At 54.5% G+C, this 24,768-nt stretch carries 24 protein-coding genes, 1 pseudogene and 2 riboswitches; of the genes and pseudogenes, 22 read left to right on the top strand and 3 right to left on the bottom strand.

The features are described from left to right. Nucleotides 1-139 precede the first annotated feature (139 nt). The 6 genes from nrdI to AC3WJN_RS13545 all read left to right on the top strand — a co-directional run bounded on the left by nrdI (nt 140) and on the right by AC3WJN_RS13545 (nt 8,722). Nucleotides 140-499, top strand: a complete 360-nt coding sequence (nrdI, locus tag AC3WJN_RS13570; RefSeq protein WP_007781998.1) for a class Ib ribonucleoside-diphosphate reductase assembly flavoprotein NrdI — start codon at nt 140-142, stop codon at nt 497-499. Next, complete coding sequence (gene nrdE / locus AC3WJN_RS13565; protein WP_007781999.1) at nt 486-2,570, top strand: class 1b ribonucleoside-diphosphate reductase subunit alpha; 2,085 nt, start codon at nt 486-488, stop codon at nt 2,568-2,570. The genes nrdI and nrdE overlap by 14 nt, the downstream gene beginning before the upstream one ends. A 64-nt stretch (nt 2,571-2,634) precedes the next feature. Next, nucleotides 2,635-3,588: a class 1b ribonucleoside-diphosphate reductase subunit beta gene (gene nrdF / locus AC3WJN_RS13560; protein WP_005834871.1), complete on the top strand. Its 954-nt coding sequence runs from the start codon at nt 2,635-2,637 to the stop codon at nt 3,586-3,588. Between the two features lie 484 nt (nt 3,589-4,072). Beyond that, nucleotides 4,073-5,425, top strand: coding sequence for a branched-chain amino acid transport system II carrier protein (gene brnQ, locus AC3WJN_RS13555; RefSeq protein WP_007782002.1), 1,353 nt, complete (start codon nt 4,073-4,075; stop codon nt 5,423-5,425). 148 nt (nt 5,426-5,573) lie between these two features. After that, nucleotides 5,574-5,773, top strand: a riboswitch (cobalamin riboswitch). 144 nt (nt 5,774-5,917) lie between these two features. Continuing rightward, nucleotides 5,918-8,203, top strand: a complete 2,286-nt coding sequence (gene metE / locus AC3WJN_RS13550; protein ID WP_007782007.1) for a 5-methyltetrahydropteroyltriglutamate--homocysteine S-methyltransferase — start codon at nt 5,918-5,920, stop codon at nt 8,201-8,203. A 24-nt stretch (nt 8,204-8,227) separates the two neighbouring features. Next, on the top strand, nt 8,228-8,722 hold the full coding sequence (locus AC3WJN_RS13545) for an acyl-CoA thioesterase (protein ID WP_005834877.1): 495 nt from the start codon (nt 8,228-8,230) through the stop codon (nt 8,720-8,722). Nucleotides 8,723-8,866: 144 nt separating this feature from the next. Here the strand turns inward: AC3WJN_RS13545 and AC3WJN_RS13540 are convergent, their stop codons facing one another. Next, the gene (locus AC3WJN_RS13540; RefSeq protein WP_005834879.1) at nt 8,867-9,331 is read right to left on the bottom strand and encodes an SgcJ/EcaC family oxidoreductase; all 465 of its coding nucleotides are present in this window, start codon (nt 9,329-9,331) and stop codon (nt 8,867-8,869) included. 313 nt (nt 9,332-9,644) lie between these two features. On the opposite strand from AC3WJN_RS13540, the gene AC3WJN_RS13535 reads away from it, so the two are divergent. The 10 genes and pseudogenes from AC3WJN_RS13535 to AC3WJN_RS13490 all read left to right on the top strand — a co-directional run bounded on the left by AC3WJN_RS13535 (nt 9,645) and on the right by AC3WJN_RS13490 (nt 19,383). Beyond that, the gene (locus tag AC3WJN_RS13535) at nt 9,645-10,544 is read left to right on the top strand and encodes a MurR/RpiR family transcriptional regulator (protein ID WP_005834882.1); all 900 of its coding nucleotides are present in this window, start codon (nt 9,645-9,647) and stop codon (nt 10,542-10,544) included. Between the two features lie 39 nt (nt 10,545-10,583). Further along, nucleotides 10,584-11,888 (top strand): CapA family protein, encoded by a 1,305-nt coding sequence (locus tag AC3WJN_RS13530; RefSeq protein ID WP_007782010.1) that lies wholly within the window; start codon nt 10,584-10,586, stop codon nt 11,886-11,888. A 52-nt stretch (nt 11,889-11,940) separates the two neighbouring features. Then, a complete protein-coding gene (locus AC3WJN_RS13525) occupies nt 11,941-13,197 on the top strand; it encodes an MFS transporter (RefSeq protein ID WP_007782012.1) in 1,257 nt (418 codons plus the stop codon). 61 nt (nt 13,198-13,258) lie between these two features. Next, nucleotides 13,259-14,755, top strand: coding sequence for a long-chain-fatty-acid--CoA ligase (locus AC3WJN_RS13520; RefSeq protein WP_007782014.1), 1,497 nt, complete (start codon nt 13,259-13,261; stop codon nt 14,753-14,755). A 152-nt stretch (nt 14,756-14,907) separates the two neighbouring features. After that, the gene (locus tag AC3WJN_RS13515) at nt 14,908-15,246 is read left to right on the top strand and encodes a hypothetical protein (protein WP_025847773.1); all 339 of its coding nucleotides are present in this window, start codon (nt 14,908-14,910) and stop codon (nt 15,244-15,246) included. Nucleotides 15,247-15,779: 533 nt separating this feature from the next. Further along, nucleotides 15,780-16,829: a C39 family peptidase gene (locus tag AC3WJN_RS13510; RefSeq protein WP_005834891.1), complete on the top strand. Its 1,050-nt coding sequence runs from the start codon at nt 15,780-15,782 to the stop codon at nt 16,827-16,829. Nucleotides 16,830-16,887: 58 nt separating this feature from the next. Then, nucleotides 16,888-17,187, top strand: a complete 300-nt coding sequence (locus tag AC3WJN_RS13505; protein WP_005828764.1) for a hypothetical protein — start codon at nt 16,888-16,890, stop codon at nt 17,185-17,187. Nucleotides 17,188-17,445: 258 nt separating this feature from the next. Beyond that, nucleotides 17,446-17,610 (top strand): annotated as a pseudogene (locus tag AC3WJN_RS13500) (transposase); the annotation flags it as partial. A gap of 113 nt (nt 17,611-17,723) precedes the next feature. Next, nucleotides 17,724-18,035, top strand: a complete 312-nt coding sequence (locus tag AC3WJN_RS13495; protein WP_005828763.1) for a thioredoxin family protein — start codon at nt 17,724-17,726, stop codon at nt 18,033-18,035. 64 nt (nt 18,036-18,099) lie between these two features. Further along, nucleotides 18,100-19,383, top strand: a complete 1,284-nt coding sequence (locus tag AC3WJN_RS13490; RefSeq protein WP_007782021.1) for a glycoside hydrolase family 18 protein — start codon at nt 18,100-18,102, stop codon at nt 19,381-19,383. A gap of 77 nt (nt 19,384-19,460) precedes the next feature. On the opposite strand, the gene AC3WJN_RS13485 is transcribed toward AC3WJN_RS13490, so the two are convergent. Next, the gene (locus AC3WJN_RS13485) at nt 19,461-19,634 is read right to left on the bottom strand and encodes a hypothetical protein (RefSeq protein WP_157179521.1); all 174 of its coding nucleotides are present in this window, start codon (nt 19,632-19,634) and stop codon (nt 19,461-19,463) included. Nucleotides 19,635-19,728: 94 nt separating this feature from the next. On the opposite strand from AC3WJN_RS13485, the gene AC3WJN_RS13480 reads away from it, so the two are divergent. Next, complete coding sequence (locus AC3WJN_RS13480; protein WP_007782024.1) at nt 19,729-19,956, top strand: hypothetical protein; 228 nt, start codon at nt 19,729-19,731, stop codon at nt 19,954-19,956. An 8-nt stretch (nt 19,957-19,964) separates the two neighbouring features. Here AC3WJN_RS13480 and AC3WJN_RS13475 read toward each other — a convergent pair whose 3' ends face one another. Beyond that, entirely contained in the window at nt 19,965-20,351 is a 387-nt protein-coding gene (locus AC3WJN_RS13475) for a DUF2203 domain-containing protein (RefSeq protein ID WP_005828758.1), read from the bottom strand. A gap of 114 nt (nt 20,352-20,465) precedes the next feature. On the opposite strand from AC3WJN_RS13475, the gene AC3WJN_RS13470 reads away from it, so the two are divergent. The 5 genes from AC3WJN_RS13470 to AC3WJN_RS13450 all read left to right on the top strand — a co-directional run bounded on the left by AC3WJN_RS13470 (nt 20,466) and on the right by AC3WJN_RS13450 (nt 24,762). Continuing rightward, a complete protein-coding gene (locus tag AC3WJN_RS13470) occupies nt 20,466-21,677 on the top strand; it encodes an alanyl-tRNA editing protein (protein WP_007782029.1) in 1,212 nt (403 codons plus the stop codon). 71 nt (nt 21,678-21,748) lie between these two features. Then, complete coding sequence (gene kapB / locus AC3WJN_RS13465) at nt 21,749-22,132, top strand: kinase-associated lipoprotein KapB (RefSeq protein WP_005828754.1); 384 nt, start codon at nt 21,749-21,751, stop codon at nt 22,130-22,132. Between the two features lie 41 nt (nt 22,133-22,173). Further along, nucleotides 22,174-22,284: riboswitch (TPP riboswitch) on the top strand. A gap of 210 nt (nt 22,285-22,494) precedes the next feature. Beyond that, nucleotides 22,495-22,698 (top strand): sulfur carrier protein ThiS, encoded by a 204-nt coding sequence (thiS, locus tag AC3WJN_RS13460; protein WP_007782031.1) that lies wholly within the window; start codon nt 22,495-22,497, stop codon nt 22,696-22,698. A gap of 5 nt (nt 22,699-22,703) precedes the next feature. After that, a complete protein-coding gene (locus AC3WJN_RS13455) occupies nt 22,704-23,474 on the top strand; it encodes a thiazole synthase (RefSeq protein WP_005828751.1) in 771 nt (256 codons plus the stop codon). Beyond that, complete coding sequence (locus tag AC3WJN_RS13450) at nt 23,467-24,762, top strand: acetylornithine deacetylase (RefSeq protein WP_035317135.1); 1,296 nt, start codon at nt 23,467-23,469, stop codon at nt 24,760-24,762. Before AC3WJN_RS13455 ends, AC3WJN_RS13450 begins: the two co-directional genes overlap by 8 nt. Nucleotides 24,763-24,768: the final 6 nt, after the last annotated feature.

Below are 24,768 nucleotides of genomic sequence, written 5' to 3'. Positions count from 1 at the left end.
TAGGGAAGTGTTCGAGCGCTCCATTCGTTTTTCGGCGGATGGATACGATGGGGATCATCATGCGCATTCGACATTTTGGCGTCGGATGCGCTTTTACTTTGGCTAAAAAAGTATAGAACAGCAGTAAAGGATGAGGGACATGTTAATCGCTTTTGATTCGAAAACAGGAAACGTGAGACGATTCGTAAGCAAGCTCGATCTGCCGCGCGTGGAGATTGATCCGGAGATGGTGATCGACGAGCCGTTCATTCTGGTCACGTACACGACGGGCTTTGGCCAGGTGCCGGAGAAGGTGGACCGTTTTCTGAAGCGGAATCATGTCTATTTGCGCGGGGTGTCGGCGAGCGGCAACCGCAACTGGGGAGCCAGCTTTGCCAAAAGCGCAGACACGATCGCCAGCCAATATGGCGTTCCGGTCATTTCCAAATTCGAACTGTCCGGTACCGGCCGTGACGTGGAACAATTTACGAGTGGGGTGGCAGCAATTGCGACACATTGAATTGAACAACCAACTGATGCAGCGAGGAAGCGACGGATTTTACCAACTGGAAAAGGACAGAGAGGCAGTCGCGGTCTTCATGGAAGAAGTACAGGCGAAGACGATGACCTTCAACAGCGTGAAAGAGCGCATGGACTATTTGATCGAAAATGACTTTTATGAAAATGTGTATGAAAGCTACACGGTTGAACAGGTCGATGAAGTGTTCCGCCTGGCGCATGACGCTGGTTTTCAATTCGCTTCGTACATGGCTATCTCCAAGTTTTACAAAGACTACGCCCTGAAAACAGACGACAAATCGATGTATTTGGAGCAGTACCCGGATCGGGTGGCGATTGTGGCGCTCTCGCTCGGGCGCGGAGACTTCGAACTGGCGAAGCGGCTGACCGTGTCGATGATGGACCAGCGACTCCAGCCGGCGACGCCGACGTTCCTCAATGCAGGGAAAAGCCGCCGCGGCGAAATGGTCTCCTGCTTCCTGCTGGAAATGGACGACTCCTTGAACTCGATCAACTACGTTCTCGGCACTTGCATGCAGCTTTCGAAAATCGGCGGCGGCGTGGCCGTCAACCTGTCCAAGCTGCGCGGGCGCGGAGAGCCGATCAAAGGCGTCGAGGGCGCAGCCAAGGGCGTCATGCCTGTACTCAAGCTGCTGGAGGACGCGTTTTCCTACGCCGATCAGATGGGGCAGCGCAAAGGCTCCGGGGCAGCCTACTACAACATCTTCGGCTGGGATATCAACGAGTTTCTCGATTGCAAAAAGATCAATGCCGATGAAAAGTCGCGGATCAAGACGCTGTCGATCGGCCTGATCGTGCCGAATGTGTTTTACAAGCTGGCAGAGGAAAACAAGCCGTTGACAGTGTTCGCTCCTTACTCCGTCTACAAGGAGTACGGCGCCCATCTGGATGATCTGGATCTCGACGAGATGTACGACGAGCTGGTGGCAAACGAGCGCGTCAAGAAAAAGGTAGTCATGAGCGCCCGCGAAATGCTCACCAAGATCGCGATGATCCAGATGGAGTCGGGCTACCCGTACATCATGAACAAGACGAACGCGAACAAAAATCACGCGCTGAAGGACATCGGCTCCGTGAAAATGTCCAACCTGTGCACGGAAATTTTCCAGCTCCAGGAGACGTCCACGATTACCAACTACGGCGAGCCGGACATCATCCGCCGCGACATTAGCTGCAATCTCGCTTCCTTGAACATCGTCAACGTGATGGAGCACAAAAAAGTGCGCGAATCCGTGCGCGAGGGCATCGAGGCGATCACCGCCGTGAGCGATGTGACCCGCGTGGAAAATGCGCCAGGCGTGCAAAAGGCCAACCGCGAGCTGCATTCCGTCGGGCTGGGTGCGATGAACCTGAACGGCTACCTGGCGAAAAACAAGATCGCCTACGAGAGCGAGGAAGCAAAAGACTTCGCCCGCACGTTCTTCATGATGATGAACTTCTACTCGCTGGAAATGAGCATGGAGATCGCCATGGCCAAAGGGGAAACCTTCATGGGCTTCGAGCAGTCGGAGTACGCCAAAGGCACGTATTTTGACAAATACCTCGCAAACGACTACCGTCCGCGCACGGAAAAAGGCAAGCAACTGTTCGCAGGCATGCACATTCCGACGCCGGAGGATTGGGCCGCGCTCAAGCAAAAGGTGCAGAAGAACGGACTGTATCACGCGTACCGTCTGGCGATTGCGCCGACGCAGAGCATTTCCTACATTCAGAATGCGACGTCGAGCGTGATGCCGGTTGTCGAGCACATCGAAACGAGAACGTACGCGAACTCGACGACCTACTACCCGATGCCGTATTTGTCGCAGGAAAACTATTTTTACTACAAATCTGCCTATGTGATCGACCAGTTCAAAGTGATCGATCTGATCGCCGAAATCCAGGAGCATGTGGACCAAGGCATTTCCACCGTGCTGCACGTCAACAGCAACATCTCGACCAGAGAGCTGGCGCGCTACTATATTTACGCCGCGAAAAAAGGCTTGAAGTCGCTCTACTACACGCGCACCAAGCATTTGACGGTAGAAGAGTGCATTAGCTGTGCCGTTTAAGCCGTTTACTGTGAGGAACCATCCGGCATGGAACAAAGTTTTTTCAGAGAAGAGGAACGCCCTAATGAAAGCTGTCAATTGGAACAGGCCAGACGACGATTTTACGATGACGTTTTGGAACCAGAACATCATGCAGTTCTGGACCGATGACGAGATTCCGCTCTCGGATGACAAAATGTCCTGGATGGAGCTCAGCGCTTCGGAACGGGACACGTACAAAAAAGTGCTCGGCGGACTGACTTTGCTCGACACCGTGCAAGGCGGCGTCGGGATGCCGAAAATCATGGAGCATGTGGACGGGCTGCAGCGCAAAGCCGTCCTGGCTTTCATGGGCATGATGGAGCAAATCCACGCCAAATCGTACAGCAGCATTTTCACGACGCTCGCGGCCACGGAGGAAATTGACGAAATTTTTGCCTGGGTGGAGCAGAGTCCGCATCTGCAAAAGAAAGCGGCGCTGATCGCAAAGCGCTACCAGGAGATCGAGACGCCAAAAGATTTGTACATGGCGATGGTCGCCTCCGTCTTTTTGGAAAGCTACCTGTTTTACAGCGGCTTTTTCTACCCGCTCTTTTTGGCCGGGCAGGGCAAGATGACGAGCAGCGGCGAAATCATCGACCTGATCGTCCGGGACGAGAGCATTCACGGCCTGTACGTCGGCGTGCTCGCGCAGGAAGTGTACCAGCGGCTCAGCGTCGTGGAGCAGGCGACGGTCAAAGAGGAGCTGTACGCGCTATTGCACGAGCTGCACCAAAACGAAGAGGAGTACACTGTCTCCTTGTACACAGAGATTGGCCTGGCGGACGAGGTGTTGGCCTACGTGCGATACAACGCGAACAAAGCGTTGATGAATCTGGGGCTGGAGCCGTTTTTCCCCGAGGAGGAAGTCAACCCGATCGTCTTGAACGGGATTCGCACGCACACGAAGCAGCATGATTTCTTCTCGAAAAAAGGCAATGGCTACGTCCGCACGCTCAACGTCGAGCCGCTGACGGATGACGATTTTCGCTTTGAGTAAAAAAGTTAAACGATCGTTTAAAAGGGTTGCTGTCTACAGACGGCAGCCTTTTTGTCGTGCCCGTTACGCGAAAAGGGGCGAGCGGCGCGCATGCACAGGCGCGCGCGAAGTAGCGGATGAGTTGCCCACATTCCTTCCTGTGAGATTTTCTCGATCAAGAATCTTTTATAGAAAGGAATAAAAGAATTCTTCATTTTAAAATACCTTTTCATTCATATTTATGTTATAAATAAATGATGTGTCGGCTCTTTTGATTGCCACCCGGTCGAGCCGAGTTGGGCTTAGGCTGGAACAGCAATGCGGCAGTGACGAGAGTCGCAGAATCATCGAGTCATGCGTCTGGAGGACTGATTTATCTGACAATGAATCCAGTGTTATCCAGTTTGGCTGGAGGCTGGACGAGCCGCTAGACTTCGTGAATTTTTTCACTAATCTGAGGGTTCCTTACAAGGCCCTTCGTTCTTACTCACAGGAGGTTTTTGTCATGCTTCAAAAAGTTTCATATTCGTTTATCGTCATCATCGGATTTATGCTGTTTGCGCTGTTTTTCGGAGCAGGCAACCTGATTTTTCCACCGATGCTGGGACAGATGGCGGGAACGAACGTCTGGGAAGCCAACGCCGGTTTTCTCGTGACAGGGGTTGGCTTGCCACTTTTGGCAATTACAGCGTTGGTGTATTCAGGTAAAGACGATTTGCGTTCGCTCGCAAGCCGTGTGCACCCGCTGTTCGGTCTTGTTTTCACGATTTTGCTCTATTTGGCGATCGGGCCGTTTTTTGCGATTCCGCGCTCCGGGAATGTTTCGTTTGAGATCGGGATCAAGCCGTTCTTGTCCGAGCAGGCCGGGCCTTTGCCGTTGATTGTGTTTACCGTCTTGTTCTTCACGCTCGCTTGCCTGTTGTCGCTCAATCCAGGAAAAATTATCAATGTAGTCGGAAAAGTCTTGACACCGATGAAGCTGACGTTTATCGGCATCATCGTCCTGACGGCGATTGTGTATCCGATTGGCGAGCTGCAAGCGCCAGTGGGCGATTACCAGTCCAAGGCGTTTTTCAAAGGATTCCAGGACGGCTATTTGACGCTGGACGCGCTCGGGGCGTTTGTATTCGGCATCATCATCGTCAATGCGATCAAGGAAAAAGGGGTTACGTCGAAAAAGCAAATTTTGCTGACGTGCGCCAAAGCAACGCTGATTGCGGGTGCGCTCCTGGCGTTTTTCTACTCGGTGCTTGCCTACATGGGCGCTTCCAGCGTGGAAAAGCTCGGCCATTTGGAAAACGGGGCGCAAATTTTGGCCAAAGTGTCGAATTATTACTTCGGTTCTTACGGCGGCCTGCTGCTCGGCCTGATGATTACTGCGGCGTGCCTGACGACCAGCGTCGGATTGATTACGGCGTGCTCGTCGTATTTCCACGCGATGTTTCCGCGCATTTCGTATAAAAAGTTTGCCGTCATTTTGGCTGTGTTCAGTACGCTCGTCGCCAATATCGGGTTGACTGCGCTCATCAAGGTGTCTGTTCCGATTTTGACGACGATGTACCCAATCGCCATCTCGCTGATCTTTTTGACGTTTTTGCATCAAGGGTTTGGCGGTCGGCCAGAGGTGTATCAAGGCAGCTTGTTCGGTACGTTTCTCGTCAGCCTGTTTGACGGGCTGAATGCTGCCGGGGTCGAGCTTGCGGCGATCAACGACGTCTTTTCCCGCTACTTGCCGATGTACACGATCGGCCTGGGCTGGCTGCTGCCTGCATTGATCGGGGGCGTTGGCGGCTACCTCGTTTATTTGATGCGCAAACCATCGCTGCGCGCGCGTGAGCTTCGCCTGACCAAGCAATAGGACAGGCATTATGAGGAAGCAGCCTGAACGTTGACATCAGTTTGCAAAGTGGAAATAGTTTAGCATGACAAAAACTGGTTTACGTGTTACTGTATGAAGAAAGGTGTGTCCCGCCCATTTTTGGGGCACATGCACTCATACCGACAATTTCATATGAGTGGAGACAGGTTCCTTGGCGATGAATATCGGCGCAAGGATGAAAAGGGAAGTCGGTGAGAATCCGACACGGTCCCGCCACTGTATGAGGGGAGTTTGCACAACTTTTGGCCACTGGTCGAGCTGACTGGGAAGGCGTTGTGCAGATCATGATCCTCAAGTCAGGAGACCTGCCTGTTTCGACAACACTGCTTAACCTACGGGAGATAGGGAGGTGTTAGGATGCTGTGATCTCAGTGTTTATTTGGCATTTCTAACGTTCTTTCTGATCGTTGGAGATGCCTTTTTTATTGGGCGAAATCGAAAAAATGATCGCAAAGGATGGAGAGGAAGCAAATGAAAAGCAGCAACTTGGGATATCCGCGGATCGGCAAAGATCGCGAGTGGAAAAAGGCACTGGAAGCTTTTTGGGCGGGGAAACTCGACGAGACGACATTCCTTGCGCAAATGGAGCAAATTCGCAAGCAGCACCTGGTCAAACAACAAAAAAAGGGGATCGACTGGATTCCGGTCAACGACTTTACTTTCTACGACCACATGCTCGACATGGCGGTCATGTTCGGCCTGATTCCGAAGCGGTTCGCGTATGCGGGCGGTCCGGTGCCGCTGGCTACGTATTTTGCGATGGCGCGCGGCAACAAAGACGCGGTCGCCAGCGAAATGACCAAGTGGTTCAACACGAACTACCACTATATCGTCCCCGAGTTCGGCGAGCGCACGCCTGTCTTGACGGAAAACAGGCCGCTGCAAGCGTACCTGGAGGCGAGAGATCAGCTAGGGATCGCCGGCAAGCCTGTCATCGTCGGGCCGTACACGTTTGTCAAGCTGTCCAAAGGGTATGCCAAAGACGAATTTGAACGCGTCGTCGATCAGATCGTGCCGCTGTACGTGGACGTCCTTCGCGAGTTGGAACTGCACGGCGTCGAGTGGGTGCAGATCGACGAGCCTGCGTTTGTCCTCGATCTTACCGGGCAAGACAAAGTGCTCATTCGTCGCGTGTACGAGCAGTTCAGCCAGGCGCTGCCGCACCTGAAGCTGATGGTGCAGACGTACTTTGAAGCGGTGGACTGGTACGAGGAGCTGATTGAACTGCCTGTCCACGGTTTGGGCCTTGATTTTGTTCACGGGAAAACAGCGAACCTGGCCAACTTGACGACGCACGGTTTTCCGCAAGACAAAGTGCTCGGCGCCGGGGTCATCGACGGACGCAACATTTGGCGCTCGGCCCTGGAGGAAAAGTGGGAGTTGGTCAAAACGTTGTGCACCGTAGTAGCCCCAGAGCGGGTATGGGTTCAGCCGTCGAGCAGCCTGCTGCACGTTCCGGTTACCGTCGAAGACGAAACCGATTTGCCGGAAGAAGTGCGCGTCGCATTGGCGTTTGCCGATGAGAAATTGGCTGAAGTGCGCTTATTAGTCCAAGGTTTCCAATATGGAAAGTATGTTATCTCGAAGGAAATCGCCCAGAACGAGAAAGACTTGCAGCGCTTGGCCCAATCTCCGGCACGGAACCGCCAGGAAGTGCAGGAGGCGAGAAAAGCGCTGGCGTCGACAGCGGCGAAGCGGGCAGTGCCGTTCCACGAGCGTCGCGAGATTCAGCAGGCGACGTGGAAGCTTCCGCTGCTGCCAACGACGACGATCGGCAGCTTCCCGCAGACGACAGAAGTTCGCCAGGCCAGACAGCAGTTCAAAAAAGGAAACTGGACCGTCGAACAGTACGATGCGTTCATTCAGGAGCAAATCCGCGAGTGGATCGCCATTCAGGAACAGATCGGCCTGGATGTGCTGGTGCACGGCGAGTTCGAGCGGACAGACATGGTGGAATATTTCGGAGAAAAGCTCGACGGCTTCGTTTTCACGAAAAACGGCTGGGTGCAGTCGTACGGCTCCCGTTGCGTCAAACCGCCGGTCATTTACGGCGACGTGCAGTTCGTCTCCCCGATGACGGTCAAGGAGAGCGTATATGCCAAGTCGTTGACGGATAAACCAGTGAAAGGGATGCTGACAGGTCCTTCCACGATTTTAAACTGGTCGTTCGTGCGCGACGACGTCTCCCGTCAGGAAGTGTGCGAGCAGATCGCGCTGGCGCTGCGCAAAGAGGTGGAGGCGCTGGAAGCGGCGGGCATTCGCATGATTCAGGTGGATGAGCCGGCATTGCGGGAAGGCTTGCCGCTCAAGCAGGCAGACAGAGCCGCGTATCTGGACTGGGCGGTCAAGTCGTTCCGGGTCGCTACCTCGACAGTCGAGCCTGGCACGCAAATTCATACGCACATGTGCTATTGCGAATTCCACGATTTCATCGACGCCATCAGCGAGCTGGATGCCGATGTGATCTCGATCGAAACTTCCCGCAGCCACGGCGAGCTCGTCTCGGTGTTCGGGACGTGCACGTACGACAAAGGGATCGGCCTCGGCGTCTACGACATCCACAGCCCGCGCGTTCCGGCTGTGGCCGAGATCGAGGAAATGGTGTCCCGCGGCGTGCAAGTCCTGCCGCCAGGGCAATTCTGGATCAACCCGGATTGCGGGCTGAAGACGCGGGGCAGAGAGGAAACAATCGCGTCTCTGAAAAACATGGTAGCGGCGACACACGCAGTACGAAACCGCCTGGCACAAAAAGCATAAGCATGAGCGAGAGGAGCAGTACAGATGGCAACAGAAGCCCAGATCGCAACAGAAGCACGGCCTGTCGGGCAGTCGAGAACTTTTTTGACAGACCTCGTCTTCCCGCCGGATACGAACCATCACAATACGATCTTCGGCGGCAAAGTAATGGCGTACGTCGACAAGATCGCCTGCATCGCGGCGATGCGCCATTGCCGCAAGCCGGTAGTCACCGCGTCCAGCGATTCGTTCGATTTCCTCGCGCCGATCAAGACAGGGGAAGCGATCAACCTGGAAGCGTACGTCACCTGGACGCACAACACGTCGATGGAAGTGTTCGTGAAGGTGGAGTCGGAAAATCTGTTGACAGGCGAAAAACGCATGACCGCGAGAGCGTACTTGACGATGATCGCCCTCGACGAGCAAGGCAAGCCGACGCTGGTGCCCGCCGTCATCCCGGAAACCGAGGAGGAGCGCCTCCAGCACGAAAAGGCGAAGCATCGCTACGCGCTGAGGAAGCAGCGGAAGGCGGAGTTGTAGTCACCGTTGCAAGAAACAGCATACAGCAACAAAAGCAATGCCAAAAGCCCTCACCGACAGGTTGAGGGCTTTTGCTGTGAGCGGCACGCAGGCACTAAGGGATCAAGGGCAAACACACAATGCGGCACGGGGAAAGCCGCAACGTCAAAACAACTGTTGCCGCACCAACGGCCGCAGCTCCTCTGTAAACTGCTCGACCAGCTCGGGCCGTCCGTGAAACTGTGCAGGCGTATTTTGAAACAGTACGGCTTCCCACTGCTCGCCCTGCTTTTTCGCTACGAGCGTCTGGTGCGCATGGAGCGCTGGATCAAGCTCGTCTTTTCCGGGAGGGATCATGCCGACCATGGCGCGAACCATCCCCACTTCCTCGCTGAGCAGGCATGCGGACTTGATTTTGTACACAAAGGGGGGAGTCAGATGGTGGGAAAAAACGTCGTGCAGGTGCGTAAAAATGGCGGCTCGTCCGATCAGATGGCTGCCGTCAAAGCCGATAAGCTCGCCGTCTGCCGCGAACGGAGCGGACATGCCGGATGCACTGTGTTCGTTCCAGCCGCGAATGACTTGCCGGTAGAGGGTGCGAATCGCATCTTCGTGTGTGGCTGTGCCCATCCTGGCGTACCTCCTTGGGTGGCTGTTTGAACCATAGTGTATCATACGAACCCGAAACGATGTCAAAGGCTTGTGAGCACGCACCGAACGCTACTTTCAGGATCGCGCCGCGCGTGTGCATGGTCTGCTGTGGCTGCCGTGCGCTTCGCTGCGAGTGTGTTTCCATCCGGATGGAGTTCGGGTCGTACAGCGATGACAGGCAGTAAACTGAAGGATGAACTACATTTTCCAAGATGTATTGAAGTAAATTAATGCAAAAGATATACTATTCTAAAAACTTACACCAAACGAAACGCAAAGGAGTCTTTTCGGTATGGATCAGGATCAGCACCAGCACGTAAAAGAACGCATTCGCAAGCAATACGGCCATTTGACCGCCAGCCAAAAGATCATTTCCAAAATCGCCCTCGAAAAGCCGAGCCTGCTAGCTATCCATACGGCCAAAAAAATCGCGGAGCTGACGAATACGAGTGAGGCGACCGTCATTCGTTTTTGCTACGCGCTGGGCTATTCCGGCTACACAGAGTTGCAGGAGGAGATCAAAAAGTCGCTGTTGATCGGCGACCAGAGAAAGGGGCCGATCCAGAAATACCGCGACACCGAAGCTGCGCTCACCCGCGACAATTACGCGCACCAGGTCATCGAAACCGACATCGCCTACCTCCAGCAAAGCTTGCAGCAGATCGACTACGGCTTGCTGCATCAGGCTGTGCAAAGCATTATGGCGGCGCACCGGATCGTCGTCGTAGGGTTTCGCTGGTGCCACATCCCGGCGAAGTGGCTGTTTTCCGCCTTGAACGCGATCAAGGGCAACACCCACCTGTACACGGGCGCGGTCGACAACGCCGACTACTTTTTGACCGAACGCGAGCAGGAGTGGCTCGTCATTGCGCTTTCTTTTCCGCGCCATCCGAGCGAGACGGTTGCCATGGTGCATTCCGCCAAGGCATTGGGGGCAAAAGTGCTCGCGATTACCGAGGGCGAGCTGTCGCCGATCAGCCAGGCTGCCGATCTGCTGCTGAAAATCACGACGCCGCAGCCTGTTGCGACCAGCGGCATGCCTACGCTGTTTTCGGTGCTGAATGTCCTCGTCAAAGGGGTGATGGTCCACGATGCTGCGCGTGTGCAACAACGGCTGCAGCACTACGATGAGATCAGCTCGAAGCTCTACTCCTTCGTCGGAGAAGAGGAAGAAGACTTTTCGATCTATTGAAATCCAACGATTATCAAAAAAGTAAGGGAGGATGCAGCCATGTCTTTGCTCGTTTGGTTCGCCGCTACAGGCGACAGCTTTCTCACACGCGACTTGCCTTATCGCGATCACGCTTTTCAGGAAGTAGCCCGTTTGCTGCATCGTGCCGATGTGCGCATCGCCAATCTGGAGTCGACCGTGCACGACAACGAAGGCTATCCGAGCGCGCAAAGCGGCGGCACCTGGGCGATGTCGCCGCCAGCTTCGTTGCAGGTATTGAAGGACTATGGCTTTAACATGATCGGCTGGGCGAACAATCACACGCTCGACTATTTGTACGGCGGGCTGGAAGCGACGGAGCGCCACCTGAATGAATACGGCTTCGTCCATGCCGGCGCTGGCAAAAATCTCGCGGAGGCGTCCGCTCCCCGCTATCTCGAATGCGAGTCGGCGAGAGTGGCCTTGATCGCGGCGACATCGACGTTCCATCCGTGGTGGGCGGCGGGCGAACAGCGTCCAGACAGCATCGGCCGCCCCGGAATCAATCCGCTGCGCTACGTCATGACGCATTATTTGCAGCCGGAAAAGCTCGCCAGGCTGCAAGAGATTGCCGCTGTGACAGACATCAACGCCTTCAACAAGCTATTGATCGAGGAAGGCTTCATGAACGATCCGGGCAAAGACGTTTTTTTGTTCGGAAACGCCCGCTTTATGGCGGGAGAAGAGGAGGGGACGACGACTCAGCCGCATCCGCGCGATCTGGCCCGGATCGTGCAGCGGATCGGGGAGGCGAAGCGGCGCGCCGACTACGTCGTGGTCAGCATTCACGCGCATGAGATGAAAGGCGATGCCAAAGAGGTGCCCGCAGACTTTTTGCCTGTTTTCGCCAAAGCGTGTATCGACGCCGGGGCGCATGCCGTGGTTGGGCACGGTCCGCATCTGCTGCGCGGCATCGAAATTTACAAAAACAGGCCGATCTTTTACAGCCTGGGCGATTTCGTCTTCCAGACCGAGTTGGTGACGACGCAGCCGGCCGATTTTTACGAACATTACGGGCTGGACCATACGCACAACGTCGCAGACGCGCTGGAGGCGATGAGCGCGAACTACACGCGCGGCTTGTGCGTGCACAAAGAGGTGTGGCAGTCGGTCATTCCGCTGTGGAGTATGCAAAATGGCGAGCTGGTCGAGCTGGAGCTGCACCCGATTGAGCTTGGCTTCGAGCAGCCTGTCTATCGGATGGGCTGGCCGAGACTGAGCGCGAACCCGGAGATTTTGCTCGGACTGCGGGCGCTTTGCGAACCGTACGGCACGGTTATCGAAATGGACAACGGCATCGGGAGGGTGCGGCTGCAAAAAGGCTGAGCTGGCTGCGCCGAATCTGCTTTCCATCCCATACTTGAATGGAGTGATTCACATGATGGCGAGAATCACCATGGTCATGCTGTTCGTGCTGTACATGATTAACTATGCGGACAAAACGATTGCGGGCTATTCTGCGGTACCGATTATGGCAGAGTTTTCCCTGTCGCAAAAAGAGTGGGGGCTGGTCGGAAGCAGCTTCTTCTGGTTTTTCTCGATCGCCGGAATCCTGGGGGCGGCGCTCTCGGACCGGATCGGGACGAAAAAGATGCTCGCCATCATGGCTTTGTCCTGGACGGTCATCCAGTTTGGCGCTTATGCGATCGCCGGATTGCCGATGCTCGTGGTCGCGAGGGTGCTGCTTGGCATCGGCGAAGGCCCGTTTTGGGCGACGGTGGTCAGCCACCTGAACAAATGGTTTCCCGAAGAAAAGCGCGGGCTCGTCTATTCGACCGTCAACTTCGGCGCTTTTGTGGGCGCTGTGGCCTCGGCTCCGCTGCTGGTTTCGCTCATTGACAGCAACGGCTGGCGGTTTGCCTGGGCGTTCATGGGCGCTCTCAGCCTGATTTGGCTTTTGATCTGGCTGTGGGTCGGCAAGGACAGACTGCCGATCAGCGTCGAGGCGGCAAAGCCTGCGGCAGCTTTGCCCAAAGCCAGGTGGACGGACATCTCCGGCGTCCTGCTCTCGGCGACGTTTTTGCTCTGCTTTCTCATTTATTTCGCGCAAATTTGGGGCACGACGTTTGCCTCTGTATGGGAGCCTGTCTACCTGGTGCAAGTCATCCATTTAACGAATCAGCAAATGGCCTACTCGATTGCCGGGATGGGGCTTTTGGCAGGGCTGATGACCATCCTGATTTCCTGGACAGGGGATCGCCTCTATAAAAAGCATCGCAGCTACCGCAAATCGTACGTGCTGGTAGGGGGAGTCTCGATCATTTTGGGCGGCGTGTGCTTTTATACGGTCACCTTCGTCCAGTCGACGCCGCTTGTGCTGATCGCGCTCTGCCTGGGAAAAGGGTTTGCTTTTTCCGTGGGCACGGCCGCCTCTGTCATCGTCAGCAGCATGCTGCCAGAGCGCACGGGCTTGCTTGTAGGCGTGCTGTCCAGTCTCGTCACGCTGGCCGGGATTATTTCTCCGCTCGTCACAGGCTCGATTGTGCAGGCAGCAGGGAATGTCGGCGTCGGCTTCAGCCATGCGATGATCGTGAATGCGCTCTTGTTTGTCGGCTGCGGCGTCCTCTTTCTGCTCTTTGCCAAACGGGAAGAAAAAAAGACGCCGTTGCTCGCAGAAATCCCTACGGTTTCCTAAAAGAAATGCTTTATCCGGCTCGTTTCAGGTGTTAAAATTTTCTGAAAAGGGGGTAGATGTGATGTATCATTTGAATGAAAACTTGCGGCAAAGCGCACAAAATTTCCCGGACCATCCCGCCTACATATTTTCGGGGGAGACGACCACGTACCGAGAATTGAACCAGCAGGTGGATGAGCTGGCCTCCGGCTTGGCCAAGCTCGGGATCGGAAAAGGAGACGCTGTTGCGCTCATCATGGACAATCGGCCACAGTTTGTAAGCGCTTACTACGCGATTTTGCGGACAGGTGCTGCCGTCGTCCCGATGAATCCGATCTACACGCCGCGGGAGATCAGCTTTATCCTCGCCAACAGCCAGGCTAAAGCCGTGATCGCCCTCGCCGCGCTCGAACCTGTCCTTACCCCCTTGAAGGAACAACTGGAGCATGTGACACATCTCATCTACACGGAGGCGACAGGCGACGAGCTGACGCTGGAGCAGGTCGCACAAGCGGGGGACGGCAGCTTTGTCGAGCCAGAGCGACACGAAGACGATCTCGCCGTGATTTTGTACACGTCCGGCACGACCGGGCAGCCGAAGGGCGCGATGCTCTCTCACCGCAACATGGCTTCCAATGCAGAAGCGATGGGGATTTTGTTCGAGCTGCTCCCCGAAGATCGGGTGGTGGCGGTGCTGCCGATGTTCCACGTCTTTTGCATGACGGTTTGCCTCAACGGTCCGATTCGCTACGGCGCATCCATTATCATCATTCCACGCTTCCATCCGGTAGAAGTGGTCAATACGATCCGCGAGCAAAAAGCGACCTGCTTTGCGGGCGTGCCGACGATGTACAACTACATGCTCCAACTGCCGAATGCGACGAAGGAAGATTTCGCTTCCGTCCGTCTCTGCTGCTCGGGCGGCGCATCCATGCCTGTCGAGCTCTTGCACAAGTTCGAAGCCAAGTACGAGGTAATGATCTTAGAAGGCTACGGGCTGTCCGAGGCGGCTCCGGCCACTGCCTTCAACCCGTTGCGCGGGACGAGAAAGCCTGGCTCGGTCGGAGTGGACATCCCCCATGTCGTGAACAAGGTCGTCGATCCGGAGGGCAACGAGTTGCCGCGCGGCGAAGTCGGCGAGCTGGTGGTGCAAGGCCCGAATGTCATGCTCGGCTATTTGGGACTGCCGGAAGATACGGCCGCCACGCTTCGAAATGGCTGGCTGTACACGGGCGATATGGCGCGGATGGACGAGGAAGGGTATGTGTACATCGTAGACCGCAAAAAAGACATGATTCTCGTCGACGGCTACAACGTCTACCCGCGCGAGGTGGAGGAAGTGCTCTACCAGCACCCGGCGATTATCGAGGCGGCGGTGATCGGCGTGCCGGACGAAGTGCACGGCGAAGCAGTCAAAGCTTTTGTCGCGCTCAAAGAAGTAGCGGTGTCCCAGGAAGACATCGTCGCGTTTTGCCAGGACAAATTGGCGAAGTACAAAGTGCCGCGCCTGGTCGAAATCGTACCGGAGCTGCCGAAAAACAGCACGGGCAAAATTTTGCGCCGCAGCTTGCGCAAGTAATCTGCGCTTGGACGTGTGCGACATAGTTAGCTGATTGTGATTGACAGAAGGAGAAGAGCCAGACCCGCGCGGGATCTGGCTCTTTTTTGCCCAGAGCGGATTCTTATACGGAATAACGGGAGGGCACCTTTCATCAAGGGTATTTCGTTTACGTGATCGTCGTAAGCTGGACTGACTGGCTTTGGGCAAACAGTCGAGGCGCGCGGCGGCAAAATTCAGGCGGAAATGGGCGGCGCAACACCGGCGTCGATCCGTACATGCTGGCATCGGTCATTCAAAAATTTTGTACGGTACTTACCAAAACGCGACCTTTTGCGCCGACCACATGCCCAAAAGACTTGCAGCTCTATGCAGCAGCAGCCCACGAACAGCACGTGCCCGTACTCGTCGGAGGCACGGTATCGCAGATGTACGAAGTAGCAAAGGCACAGGACAAAGGAAGCTGGAATTCGTCCGCGGTCTGCACGACGACAGAGAAGCAGGTTGGGTGAGTATTGGGCGGTAGGGTTTTCTACATTTGCAAAAAGTCGATGCTTCCTGTAGAGGAGCATCGGCATTTTTTGTCGCTTGCTTGCAGATAGCTGTATTTTTTTGTGAATGCGGGAAAAAGAGGATTGCTTACTCCACCGCATCATCGGTCGATAACGGATAGCTGCTCTCATAAGAAAAGGGCTTCTGCTTCACTTGGTGACCGTTAGCATGGCAAACACCGCGTTACAGTTTGAATTCTTAGTAAATAGTTTGAACGAAATTGGGGAAGATAGATTGAAGATCGTGTTAATGTATTGGATCGTATTACACAATGTCTAATTACAAGGTTATTCCTGATGCACATTAAAAATGGTCGGAATCGACAAAACATTATAGACGATTCTGAGTGCAAATGTTGATACGAAATGGTATAATGTGTAATAAAATACATAAGGAGGTAATTTGGTGTTTAAGAAACTAATCTCATTATTTTTTTGCATTATCGCTCATCTTAGTACAAGCAACATTTGTCGCACAAGCAAAGAGCAACGAAGTGACAGAAGAAGTTGTAGATCAAGTAGCAAAAGAATATTTGAAGAGATTGAAGACTACTGTAGAGTTTGAAGACAAAACCAATGTGATTCCATTTTATGACCTTGATGATAACGAGTTAGGTTACTATTATCAGTTTGAGAATGGGGAAGAGAGCTTCTTTATGTTACTATCATCCAATACTGACTACTCACCGCTTTTCTCAGCCGGAAGTGGCGAACCTGATATTAAGATCATAGACGATGATGGTAAATATTATTACGCTGGTAATGTGACTCTCTATAAAGCTGAAAGTGATACAAATGTTGTAGATAGAATTAATGATGCATTGAATAAAAGCTCTTTGATGCAGAAAAGCGTAAGCAAAAGTAATCAGTTAGATAAAAGAGAATTGCGCATTAAGAAAAACTCAAAATCAATAGATAAATGGGAGTTGTTTATCTCTGATAGTAAAACCACATCTCGTAAAGATACATCAGCTGTTTCAACCGCAGCAGTAAAAGAGGATTATATCAAAGGTGTTGAAATAATGAATCAATGGGGGAGCGGTGTGGACTATCCAGCTAGTTCTTGTGGGCCGACTACCCTCGCAACAATAGCTGAATACTGGAGATCTGAAGAAAGCAAAAGTAAAATACGCGGACTTGATTATTACTCGGAAGCGGATATGATTAACCACATGTGGGATACACATGGAGGGACAGTTTTAGGGATGACTACTGGTAAACTAAGAGATGCTATAAAAATTCACACTAATGAACATGGAGGTAAGTATTCTGTTAAAACAAATAGTTTCAATAATTTCACTACCTATAAATCGGAAATTAGAGCAGATAGACCTCTAGCAATTAAATTCGATGATTGGTTTGTGTTTGACGATAGTTGGGGGGATGAATATGTTTATGATTACCATTGGACAACAGGAGTAGGATATATTGAAGGTGATGGCGATGAAATAATGTATATCCATGATAGTGTAGGCGGTGTTGCTTATATCGATTATGTAACTCATGAGGATATTGTTACTATGGTATCAATAGATATTAATTAGTTAATAGTACGTCTAGGGTAAGTAAGAGACTTACTCTAGACGTAAGGAGATATAGAATATGCTGAAACGAATTATAAAAATCGTTGGGGTTCTTTTGATCCTAGCAGTTCTTGTTAGTGGATGCTCTGAATTCTTCGGAACGATCAATGGTAGAATAGCAGCAAACAAACATGCTATTGAGTACATAAGCAAGAAATACAATGTTCCTATCGAACAACTTGGAGCAGATATACCTTCTTATAGATATGGACAGCGATTGTATGTTACAGGTATCAATGATAAACAAGAACAAAAAAAGTATACTGTATATGTCAGAATGTGGGGAGAGGGTGAAGTTATGAATATTTATGAGGAATGATAAATGGACCTCTGTCAATAGATTAAATACACTAAACCGAGAGAATTACGTAAGTGAATCAGAGTTTATGTTCGTATTGGTTTGGAGAGATACCCGATTAATGAGTGGAGAAGCATGTGATGTATCGACTTTCCCAAATTTACTTGACACGAAGGTAAGACCAATATTGGACTTTCATCAATCCTCTTTACACGGAGTTAAGACGAAGGATAACTTTGTGTAAAGAGGTTATTTTTCTATGCGTAAAAGTATGACAACGCCTTAAAGATAACTGCCGTGTTGCAAATCATGCATGAAGGAATGAAAGTCTCCCCTGTTGCGAAAGCTTCAGGCCTTCCTCCTACGACGCGTAGCCGATGGGAGTATGAATATCAAACACACGGTGATGAAGCCTTTGCAGGTAACGGGAAACGTATCAATTGAGATAGTTGGCTGTGCGTTCATTTCCGTTCTTTTCCTTTTCCCTCCGCCCATTGACAAGGCATTCCCGACATGCCTAGCATGAAGAATCAAGAAAAAGGAAGGGAAGGCGCCAGATGCAAGAAATCGACACCACCACGCTCAACCGCCTTTGCCAACAAAACAAGCCCTTCGCCTTGTTCATCTACACTCCCATGTGCGGCACCTGCAAGCTGGCGGAGCGGATGCTGCACGTCACCAGGGAAGCGCTCCCGGGGCCGCTTCCGTTGTACCAGCTCAACATCAACACGGCCGCAGCCCTCGCAGGGCGGCTGCAAATCACGAGCGTCCCGGCCCTGTTCCTGTTTCGCGGGGAACAGGTCACAGGCAGGCATTATGCGCTGCGCTCCGTCGGTTATTTGTACGACGTGCTGAAAACACTCGTCTAGACAAACACCTATCTCCTTCGTCCTGAATAAAAGAAAGAGAGACATATTGCGAAGGGGGAGGCGCATGCAAATCCATGTCGTGGAAGAAGGACAGACGCTGTCCGGAATAGCAGCAGCGTATGGGACGACGGCTGAGGAGATCGCGGAGGCAAACGAGCTACCCGATCCGGGCAGGCTCGTCGCGGGACAGGCGATGGTGATTCCGATTGTCGGGAGCTACTACTGGGTCAGGCAGGGAGACACCTTGTACACGATCGGGCAGCGCTACCAGATCAGCGCAGGCGAGCTGGCCCGCGTCAATAACATATCGCAGTACCGCCCGTTGCAAATCGGGCAACGCTTGTACATCCCGCCCCGTCCGCGTCGGGCGGCGGATTTCAACGCGTATGCGGAGCCGCGCAGGACGGTGTCGGCAGCACTGGAAGCGGACGTGCGCACGGCGGCACCGCATTTGACGTACCTGGCGCCGTTCAGCTTTCGGATCAGGCGGGACGGGACGCTGGCCCGGCCGCCATTGAACGATTTTCCTGCCATTGCAAAAGAAAACCAGGTCGTGCTGATGCTCGTCGTCACCAACCTGGAAAGCGACCAGTTCAGCACCGAGCTGGGCGGGCTTATCCTGAACGACCAGGAGCTGCAAAACAAGGTGCTCGACAACATTTTTCAAACGGCGAGAGAGCTTGGGATGGGGGACATCCATTTCGATATGGAGGCGCTCCCGGCTGCGGATCGCGAGGCGTACATCCGCTTTTTGCGCAGGGCTCGCGACCGGGCGCACGCTCAGGGGATGATGATTTCCGTCGCTTTGGCACCGAAGACGAGCGCCGAGCAGCAAGGCAGATGGTACAGCGCCCACGATTACCGGGCGATTGGCGAAATTGCCGACTTTGTCGTCATCATGACGTATGAGTGGGGCTACAGCGGGGGGCCGCCGATGGCCGTGTCACCGATCGGGCCTGTGCGTCGCGTCCTCCAATACGCGCTGACCGAAATGCCGGCCGAAAAAATTTTGATGGGTCAAAACTTGTACGGCTACGACTGGACGCTGCCTTATGAGCAGGGGACGACGGCGAGAGCGTTGAGTCCGCAAGCGGCGATTGCCTTGGCAGCGCGGGAAAACGCCGTGATTCGCTACGATTACCGGGCGCAGGCGCCGTTTTTCCACTATACGGCAGACGACGGCAGGCGGCATGAAGTATGGTTTGAGGACGCCCGCTCGATTCAAGCCAAGTTCGATCTGGTGAAGCAACTGGGCATACGCGGAGTCAGCTACTGGAAGCTCGGTTTGCCGTTTCCGCAAAACTGGCTGTTGATCGAAAGCAACTTCCGCGTCCGCAAACGGGCGTAGCGAGAAGGCGTGCAATCCACTTTCGGCTTGTACGCCTTTTTCGTTTTCCGGCTGGTACTTTTTTCGCCGTGTGCCTGTCAGCCAGTCAGGAGGGCGCACGCTCCTTTTGTCTGCTGGCTGGCGCAGTTCCCGGCAATGGACGACGACTCGTTGCAGAACAGATAGCGGTTCGTCGCCAGAGGCGGGTACAAAACAGCCAGGCTGTCCGACAAAACGAGCCCCTCGCTGTTTCGCGCGTGCTTTTTCAGCAACGCCGGGCCGCTGCAAGTGTTGGCCCGGTCACGTTTTCGATTGGCAGCAATCGTGGTATGATGGAAAAAGAATACGTAGAAAAGGAGAGAAAGTATGGGAGAATGCAAGCTGGATCACAGCAAAGAGGATGTGCAAAAGAAGTTGGCCGAGCAAGCGCCGTTTTTGTCCGAAGAGCGGGTAGGACAGTTCCAGCGCATGCTGGAAGGAGAGCTTAGCCAGGAGCGTTTGAACGAGCTGTTTCACCTGTTGAAAAAATACGATCTGGCAAGCCCGGAAGAGCGCCTCGTGCGCGAACAGCAGATGGATCGGCTGTTTGGCTAAAAAAGCCGTCACCGGATCGGCTTGCGGCCCATGAAGCCCTCGCGCAACCCGTGGTAGTGGGTGATGGATTCCTCGCCCTCGCGCCAGCACAGGAGCACTTCTTCGCCGTCGATGATCGCGGGAAAGTCGAACAGGCCGATGTCGATGTCCTTCACCTGGATGCCTTTGCCGATCAGTTGGGTGACGTGCATCTTCGCTTCCAGTTCGAGAAACTCAAGCTGGCATTCCACCGAAAAGAGCGCCTCTTCGTCAACGGGCTGCTGCTTTTTGATTTGCTCGCGCTTTTGATACATTTCGTAGAAAGAGCGCTTCGATTTTTGCAAAAACGAGAGTTCTTCACGTACATAGGGCAACAAGTCGTTCGCTTCCTGAAGCGTAAAGATTTTTTTGTTCACGGATCATCCCTCCACGATCTCTATTCTATTAGTATAATATCACCCTTGGCGGGAGAAAATGGCCGGAATGGAAAAAGCGCAAATGGCTTTCCGCTCCGGCGGCAAGGAGCAAAGATGGAAGACAGAATCTATTATCAAGATGCGTATGCGACAACGTTTTCGGCGCGCGTACTGCGGCAGGGTACGGAAGAGGATGGAACGCCGTACGCTGTGCTGAGCCAGACGGCGTTTTACCCGACGGGAGGCGGACAGCCCGGGGATGTGGGCACGCTCAGAGAATGTCGGGTCATCGACGTGGAAGAAGTAGCGGGCGAGGTGCGTCATCGGCTGGAAGCTCCGCTGCCGGAGGACTGCGCGGAAGTGGTCGGGCAGATCGATTGGGACCGCCGCTTCGATCACATGCAGCAGCATGCCGGACAGCACATTTTGTCCGCCGCGTTTCTGGAAGTCGCGCGGGCGGAGACGGTCGCGTTTCATTTGGGAAAAGAACGCGTGACGATCGACGTGCGCCTGGATGAGCTGACAGCGGATTTGTGGGAAGCAGTCGAGCAGCGGGCCAACCAGGTCGTGCTGGAAAACCATCCGATCATCGCCCGGTTTGTCGACGACGAGGAGCTGGCTACGTTGCCGCTGAAAAAACAGCCGACGGTCACGGAAAATGTCCGCGTCGTCATCATCCCCGAGTACGACTACAATCCGTGCGGCGGCACACATCCTGCGCGCACGGGCGAAGTGGGCATGATTAAAATTCTCGGCTGGGAGCGCCATCGCGGAAACATCCGGCTGGAGTTCATCTGCGGCTTGCGGGCTTTGCGGGATTACACGCGCAAGCAGGCGGCTGTGCGCGAGCTGGCGAAGCGGTTTGCGACCAGCGAGGCGGAGCTGATCGCGCAGGCAGAGCGCGTGCTGGCCGAACGGGACAGTTTGAAAGCAAGGCTCGCCGACGCCGAAAAGCAACTGCTGGAAGGCGAAGTCCGAAAGCAGCTTGGCGTGGCAGAGCAAGTGGGAACTGTGCGTGTCATCGCGCAAGTTTTCCCGGACAAAACGATCCAGCAACTGCAGCAGTACGCCCAGCTCGCAGTCGCGGAGGCGCCGGACGTCGTATGCTTGCTGGCCGCAGCGACTGACGAGAAGACCCAGCTTGTGTTTGCGCGGGGGCAGGACGTGAACGTCGCCGTCAACCAGCTTATCAAGGAGACGCTGCCGTTGATTGCCGGAAAAGGCGGCGGCAATCCGGCGATGGCGCAGGGCGGCGGTCAACCAGCGCCTGCTGCGGACGAAGTGTTGGCGCACGCCCGCAAGCTGCTTGCCCAGTCGCTGGCCTGACGGACTAGCTGTGGGCAAGGCCGTTCACGCCTGGCCCCTACCATGATGGATGATGCGAGGAGGAAACGACGATGTTTTGGAACCCCGGCGATAAAGTTCGCGTGACGCAGCGGACAGGAGAATATATCGCGGAAGTGCTGGAAATTCACGATACGAAGCTGTTGGTCAAGGTGCTTGCGGTGACGAAATACCCGCAGCAGGGCGACCTGCATACGTCCTACGAGGTGGATGTGCCGCTGTTCCACCAGCGCCCAGCGCTCTCCTACCAGGAAAAATTCATGACCCCGGCCGCATCCGTCATCCGCTACAACGGCGAAGTGCCGGACTACAAGGAGTCCGTGCGCAAAGCGATGGAGCGGGAAATGGAGAAGCTGAAAAAAATGGCGGCCTGGTCCGAGCGCTGCCTGGTTGAACTGGAAGCGATGTACAAGGAAACCTTTACAAACACGAAATAGAATGGTACTGTAATACTCGAACGTACGACAATTTCATAGGTTTACTACCAAACGGGGGCCGAGCATCGTCGGCTGAGATTGTAACGAGCGTGTTACTGACCGTTGAACCTGACCTGGGTCATGCCAGCGGAGGAAGAGGTATATGAATCGATTTCACGGTGCGGCAGTTGCGGCGTATTTGCCGGAATGCTGCTACCAGATGATGAGATCAACTCAACCATCCCACGGCGGATGGTTTTTTTCTTCCATCTGTCCGATGGGATACATATACGGCTTCCACCGTTTGACTGGGGTGACTTCCGGCAAGCGAGGGAGGCCGTTTTTTCGTCCCTCGACAGGTGCCATCAAGAAGGAGGAATACAATGGTTGTTGTGCTGAACGGAAAAACAGCAGAGCTGTCGGCTGAGATCAACACAGTCCGCGCCTTGCTCGCTTCGTATTCCCTGCAAGAGAAGATTGTCGTCGTGGAGCGCAACGGAGAGATCATCGACCGCTCCCGGTATGAACAAACGCCGATTGCAGACGGAGACCGCATCGAAATCGTTCATTTTGTCGGAGGAGGATGACCAGCATGGATACATGGAAAATTGGCCCTTACGAGTTTCGCTCCCGCCTCTTGCTCGGGACCGGAAAATTCGCAGATTTGGAAACGCAAGGAAAAGCAGTCGAGGTGTCGGAAGCAGAAATTTTGACGTTTGCGATTCGCCGGCTCAATTTGGAAAATCCGCAAGAGCCGAACTTTTTGGAACAGCTCGACCTGAAAAAATTCACCCTGCTGCCGAACACAGCGGGAGCCTATACGGCAGAGGAAGCGGTGCGTATCGCCCGTCTGGCGAAAGCATCCGGCTTGTGCGATATGATTAAGGTGGAGGTCATCGGCGACCCGAAAACGCTGCTGCCTGACCCGATTGGCACGCTGGAAGCGTCGAAAATACTGGTCGAAGAAGGCTTCATCGTGCTGACCTACACCAACGACGATCCGATTCTCGCCAAGCGTTTGCAGGAAGTGGGCGTGCATGCCGTCATGCCGGGCGCGTCCCCGATTGGCTCCGGACAAGGCATCGTGAACGAAAACAACCTCCGCTTCATCATCGAGGACGCCAAAGTGCCGATTATCGTGGACGCGGGCATCGGTTCGCCAGCCGATTGCGCGAAAGCGATGGAGCTGGGCGCGGACGGCGTGCTGCTGAATACGGCAGTCGCGCTCGCGGACAATCCGGTGCTGATGGCCGAAGCGATGAAGCTCGGCGTGGAAGCGGGGCGCAAAGGCTTCCTCGCGGGACGGATTGCGAAAAAGCGCTACGCGTCGGCGAGCAGTCCGACCGAAGGGATGATTGAGTAGCGTGAACCGACTGACAGAAGCGGTAGAATCGATTGCCAGGCGCAAAGAAGAGTTGTTTGCTCTCTTGGCAGAGCTCGTTTCCCATCCGACTGTAAGTCCGCCAGCGCGAAACAGCGACGCGGCGCAAACGGTACTCGCCCATCGGCTCGCGGCCATCGGCTTTGAGGTCGACCGCTGGACCGTCTACCCCGGCGACGACAACGTCGTCGGCCGACTGCCGGGCAGCGCTTCTGCCCAGGCGAACAGCTTGATTATCAACGGGCACATCGACGTCGCGGAAGTCGGCGACGATGCGAGTTGGACGTATCCGCCGTTTTCCTTGACGCGTGGCACAGACGGACGGCTGTACGGACGCGGTGTAGCAGACATGAAAGGTGGACTGGCTGCGAGCCTGTTCGCCATCCAGATGCTGCGCGAGCACGGCGTCGAGCTGGCAGGCGATTTGCTGTTCCAATCGGTAATCGGCGAGGAAGCGGGCGAAGCCGGGACGCTGGTCGCGCTCGAACGCGGCTACCAGGCGGACTACGCCATCGTCGTCGACACGAGCAACCTGCACATGCAAGGGCAGGGCGGCGTGATTACCGGCTGGATCACGATTGAGAGTCCGACGACCTTGCACGACGGGATGCGGGCGAGAACGATCCATGCCGGAGGCGGCGTGCGCGGCGCGTCTGCGATTGAAAAAATGGCGAAAATCATTACGGCGCTGCAGGAGCTGGAACGCGACTGGGCTGTGATGAAGGCGTACCCCGGCTTTGCGGCTGGCAGCAATACGATCAACCCTGCCGTGATCGAGGGAGGACGCCATGCTGCGTTTATTGCGGATCGCTGCGCGCTCTGGATTACGGTTCACTTTTATCCGAACGAATCATACGAACAGATCATTCGCGAGATCGAGGACCATGTCGGACGCGCAGCGGCGGCCGATTTGTGGCTGCGCGACCATCCTCCTGTGTTTCGCTGGGGCGGTCGCTCCATGATCGAGGAGCGCGGAGAAATTTTCCCGTCCCTGGAGCTGGACACGGAGCATCCGGCTTTGGCGCAGTTGCAAGCCGCCTATGAGAGCGAGCTGGGCGAGGCCCCTGTGGTGGACATGTCTCCTACCGTCACAGATGCGGGCTGGTTCGCGCACGCAGGCATTCCCGCCGTACTGTTCGGCCCGGGCGAGCTGAAGCACGCCCATGCCGTCGATGAGTCGATTGATCCTGACCAGCTTGTCCGGTTTGCCCAGATTATGGCCCGTTTTATCGCGAGCTGGTGCAACACGCCAAAGGAAGCGAAGGAGTGAAAAAAA

This window comes from Brevibacillus sp. FW306-2-1A-C05A, from assembly GCF_058781555.1.
This window is presented reverse-complemented; position numbering and strand designations above follow the sequence as displayed.